Annotated in this window: 4 protein-coding genes and 1 pseudogene; 2 read left to right on the top strand and 3 right to left on the bottom strand. The window is 69.8% G+C overall.

The features are described 5' to 3' along the window. The first annotated feature begins 12 nt into the window (after positions 1–12). Complete coding sequence (gene trxA, locus B8460_RS18220) at positions 13–339, top strand: thioredoxin TrxA (protein ID WP_048863041.1); 327 nt, start codon at positions 13–15, stop codon at positions 337–339. 126 nt (positions 340–465) lie between these two features. Next, entirely contained in the window at positions 466–1,188 is a 723-nt protein-coding gene (locus B8460_RS18215; protein ID WP_048863040.1) for a hypothetical protein, read from the top strand. Between the two features lie 44 nt (positions 1,189–1,232). On the opposite strand, the gene B8460_RS18210 is transcribed toward B8460_RS18215, so the two are convergent. The 3 genes and pseudogenes from B8460_RS18210 to B8460_RS22370 all read right to left on the bottom strand — a co-directional run. Continuing rightward, on the bottom strand, positions 1,233–1,790 hold the full coding sequence (locus B8460_RS18210; protein ID WP_048863039.1) for a GNAT family N-acetyltransferase: 558 nt from the start codon (positions 1,788–1,790) through the stop codon (positions 1,233–1,235). Positions 1,791–1,810: 20 nt separating this feature from the next. Next, positions 1,811–3,754 (bottom strand): RNA polymerase sigma factor RpoD, encoded by a 1,944-nt coding sequence (gene rpoD, locus B8460_RS18205; RefSeq protein WP_048863038.1) that lies wholly within the window; start codon positions 3,752–3,754, stop codon positions 1,811–1,813. A 39-nt stretch (positions 3,755–3,793) separates the two neighbouring features. Beyond that, positions 3,794–4,265: pseudogene (locus tag B8460_RS22370) on the bottom strand (DNA primase); the annotation flags it as partial.

Here is a 4,265-nt window from a genome sequence, read left to right as displayed (position 1 = left end):
GAACATCCGCCGATGAGCGCGAACACCAAGGCCGTCACCGATGCCACGTTCGAGACCGACGTGCTGCAGGCCCCGGGCCCGGTCGTGGTCGATTTCTGGGCCGAATGGTGCGGCCCCTGCCGCGCCATCGCCCCGGCGCTGGAGGAACTCGCGGGCGAATACGCCGGCAAGCTCACGGTCGTGAAGGTCAACATCGACGAGAACCCGGGCACCCCCGGCAAATACGCGGTGCGCGGCATCCCGACGCTGATGCTGTTCAAGGACGGCAAGCAGGCCGCGACACAGGTCGGCGCGGTGCCCAAGAGCCAGCTCAAGGCGTGGATCGACCGCAGCCTCTGACACACGGCGCGTAGCCGCCACGTGCGCGGCGCGCGTGACGCCGGAGGGGACTTGCCCTGGCAGGGGTGCTTGCCCTTCCGGCGTCCGCGCGCTAGCCCGGCGCCGCAGAACGGAAGGCGGCGGGACATGCGACGGACCCTGTTTGGACTGGCGACGGCCTCGTGTCTCGGCCTCGCGGCCGCGGCGTCGGGCGCCGCCCGCGCCGACTGCCTCGCCGACCTCAAGGCCGCGTCCGCGGCGCAGCTCAAGAGCCTCGACGAACAGGACAGCGTGCCGTCGCGCACCGCGACCATCACCACCGACCTGCGCACCGGCAAGGTGCTCGGCAGCGTGCTGATGGAACGCGCGCCCCCCGATCGCTCGCGCGCCGTCGTGCGCCACGGCGGCACCGTGGACGAGACGGTGGCCACCGCCACGCGCCTGTGGGTCGGCCATGGCGGCCCGCTGCAGGAAGTCCCGGATCAGGAGGCGCATGACCGCATCGCGGCGGCGCATCAGCGCGTCGCCACTTTCCGCACCCATATCGCCGCGATCGACTGGGCGCAGGAAGCGCAGGACCTTGCCTGCCGCGACACGACGCTCGACGGCCGGCCGGTGGAGCTGTTCACCTACACCGACGCGGCGAACAAGGCGAAGGTGCGGCTGTACGCGACGCGCGACACGCACGAGGCCCTCCGCACGGAGTTCCGCACCGCCGGGCGCGAGATCGTGCAGACCGTCGCGCACGGGGACGTGACCATCGCCGTCCCGGACAGCCCCGCCACCCCCGCGCCCGCGGCCGCCGCGCCGGGGACCACGCCCGCGCATCCGATGCCGACACCCCAGACCCTGTCCCCCGTCCGTCCCTGACGTCCGACGCTGACGATGTCTGCGCCTGATCGGCCGGCGCGCGCCTAACCGGGCATGAGATCGGGGATACGCATACCGAGGCGCAACGGCACCGGCCACACCTCGCGCAGCCGGCGCACCGGCTGGAATCCGGCGCGCAGATAGCCCGGCAGGGCGCGGGGGTGGTCGGCGTTGCAGGTGTTGACCGTCACCCGCCGCGGCCGCAGCGCCCACGCGGCATCGACGGCGTGGCGCAGAAAGGCGGTGCCCAGTCCGGTGCCCACCGCGTGCGGCAGCAGGCCGAAATAGCTGAGATTGACGTCCGGCGCGGCGCGGGCATCGAGCTCATAGAACCCCGCCGGCTGCCCGTCGCGATACAGCACATGGATGCTGATGCGCGGATCGGCCAGCAGCGCCGCGATCTCGTCGTCCGGCATGGCGCGGCGCAGCCACCACAGGTAGTCCGCGCCCACCGTATCGTACAGGAACCGGTAGAAAGGCACGGTCGGCGCCGTCTCGCGCACCACCGTCGCATCCGCCGGCAACGCCGGCCCCGGCCGCCATGGCGGCATGTCCATGCGCAGGAACGTGACCGTCACGCCGACCTGCACGCACGGCTCCATGGCGGCGGCGCCTGGCCGTATTAGTCGTCGAGGAAGCTGCGCAGCTTGCGGCTGCGGCTCGGGTGCTTGAGCTTGCGCAGCGCCTTGGCCTCGATCTGGCGGATGCGCTCGCGCGTCACGTTGAACTGCTGTCCGACCTCTTCGAGCGTGTGGTCGGTGTTCATGCCGATGCCGAAGCGCATGCGCAGCACACGCTCCTCGCGCGGCGTGAGCGACGACAGCACGCGCGTCGTCGCCTCGCGCAGGTTGGCCTGGATCGCGGCGTCGAGCGGGATGACCGCCGCCTTGTCCTCGATGAAGTCGCCGAGATGGCTGTCCTCCTCGTCGCCGATCGGCGTCTCCAGGCTGATCGGCTCCTTGGCGATCTTCAGCACCTTGCGCACCTTCTCGAGCGGCATGCCGAGCTTTTCGGCAAGCTCCTCGGGCGCCGGCTCGCGGCCGATCTCGTGCAGCATCTGGCGCGAGGTGCGCACCAGCTTGTTGATCGTCTCGATCATGTGCACCGGGATGCGGATGGTGCGCGCCTGATCGGCGATCGAGCGGGTGATCGCCTGGCGTATCCACCACGTCGCATAGGTGCTGAACTTGTAGCCGCGGCGATACTCGAACTTATCGACCGCCTTCATCAGGCCGATATTGCCCTCCTGGATCAGGTCCAGGAACTGCAGGCCGCGGTTGGTGTATTTCTTGGCGATCGAGATCACGAGGCGCAGGTTGGCCTCGATCATCTCCTTCTTCGCCCGCGCGCTGTCGCGCTCCCCGCGCGAGACGGTGGCGAAGACGCGGCGGAACTCGGCGATCGACAGCCCGGCCTCGGTCGCGACGGCGCCGATCTGCTCGCGCGTCTGCGTGATGTCGGCCATGTGGCGGGCGACGAAGGCCTTCCACGCCTTGCCCGGCAGACGGCTCACGCGCTCGATCCAGTTGGGGTCCAGCTCGCTGCCGCGATACTGCTTGATGAAGTCGTCGCGCGGCACCTTGCTCTGGTCGGCCATGCGCACGAGCTGGCTCTCCAGCGTCGTCAGCCGCTGATTGAGCTGCTTGAGCTGCGTGACCAGCTCCTCGATGCGGTTGTTGTGCAGCCGCACCTGCCCGACCGTGCGGACCAGCTCCTCGCGCGCCTTCTCATAGGTCTTTTCCGACCGGGCGTTCATCTCCTCGCCGGCGACCATCGTCTCCAGCCGGCGGGTCTGCTGCTTCTGGAGCTTCTTGTACTGCGCCTCGATCTCCTCGAAGGTCGCGAGCACCTCGGGCTTCAGCTTTTCCTCGAGCGCGGAGAGGGACATGCCCGGTCCCTCGCCGTCCTCGTCCACCTCGATTTCCTCGGGCGCCTCGAACGCCGCGCCGTCGGCGCCTTCGGCCGCCTCGGGCCCGGCGGCCTCGGCCGCCCCGGCGCCCTGCGTCGCCTCCAGGTCGATGATGTCGCGCAGCAGCATCTTCCCGGCCTTGAGCTGGTCATGCCAGCTGACGATGGCGCGGAACGTCAGCGGGCTTTCGCACAGCCCGCTGATCATCATGTCGCGGCCGGCCTCGATCCGCTTGGCGATCGCGATCTCGCCCTCGCGCGACAGCAGCTCGACGCTGCCCATCTCGCGCAGGTACATGCGGACGGGATCGTCGGTGCGGCCGAGGCTTTCCTCGTCGACGTTGCCGGACTGCTCCTCGCCCTCGGCCTCGCCCTCGCCCTTCTCGGCCTTGGGCGCGGCCTCGGCCTCCTCCTGTTCCTCGCTCTCGACGACCTGGATGCCCATCTCGCTGAGATTGGACATCACGTCCTCGATCTGCTCGGACGAATTCTGGTCCGGCGGCAGGACGGCGTTCAGCTCGTCGAACGTGATGTAGCCGCGCTCCTTGCCGCGCACGAGCAGCCGCTTGACGGCGGCGGACTGCACGTCCAGCAGGGTGGTATCCACGTCCTGTTCGGCAGCGCCGGCTTCACCGGCCGCGGCGGGCTTCGTCGCCATCGTGTCAGGCACTCCAGTAAGGATTTGCAGGCGCCAGGATCAGGCCTCGGCCTCGTCGGGTTCGCGCAACAGCCGCAGCCGGGCCTCCAGCAGCGCGATCAGCCGTCGCTGGCTGGCATCGTCGAAGCGTTCGCTCATATGCCGCGTCGCCGACGCGATTTCCTCGTCCAGGCGGTGGGGGTCGAGAAGGCCGAAATAATGCCACCAACCAGCCTCCGCCTCTGCCGGCATCGCCGCCTGCCGGGCGCAGGACGGCAACGGCACCGGGACGTCGGACAGAACCTGTGCCGCGGCTCCGTCCGCTCCGACTTGGCGGAGGTGGTTCATCACGCCCGTGGAGTCAAGCGGATGTGTCCGCTCCGCCACATCCAGCAGATGCCCGCGCAGCCGCCGCAGGTCGTCGGGAAGCGCCACCGTCTCGTACGCATGCGCCACGTCCGCGAGCAGCGCCGGGTGGCGCAGCAGGATCGCGGTCAGCCATTCGTGGACCAGCTCCGGCCCGATCGCGCCG

It is taken from the genome of Acidisphaera rubrifaciens HS-AP3 (assembly GCF_000964365.1).
GTDB classification, from domain to species: Bacteria; Pseudomonadota; Alphaproteobacteria; order Acetobacterales; family Acetobacteraceae; genus Acidisphaera; species Acidisphaera rubrifaciens.
The sequence above is the reverse complement of the archived record's forward strand: the minus strand, read 5'-3'. Positions and strand labels throughout refer to the sequence as shown.

Coding starts and splice junctions, on each gene's coding strand:
- trxA (WP_048863041.1), top strand. CDS start 13: ATGAGCGCGAACACCAAGGCCGTCACCGATGCCACGTTCGAGACCGAC.
- B8460_RS18215 (WP_048863040.1), top strand. CDS start 466: ATGCGACGGACCCTGTTTGGACTGGCGACGGCCTCGTGTCTCGGCCTC.
- B8460_RS18210 (WP_048863039.1), bottom strand. CDS start 1,790: ATGGAGCCGTGCGTGCAGGTCGGCGTGACGGTCACGTTCCTGCGCATG.
- rpoD (WP_048863038.1), bottom strand. CDS start 3,754: ATGGCGACGAAGCCCGCCGCGGCCGGTGAAGCCGGCGCTGCCGAACAG.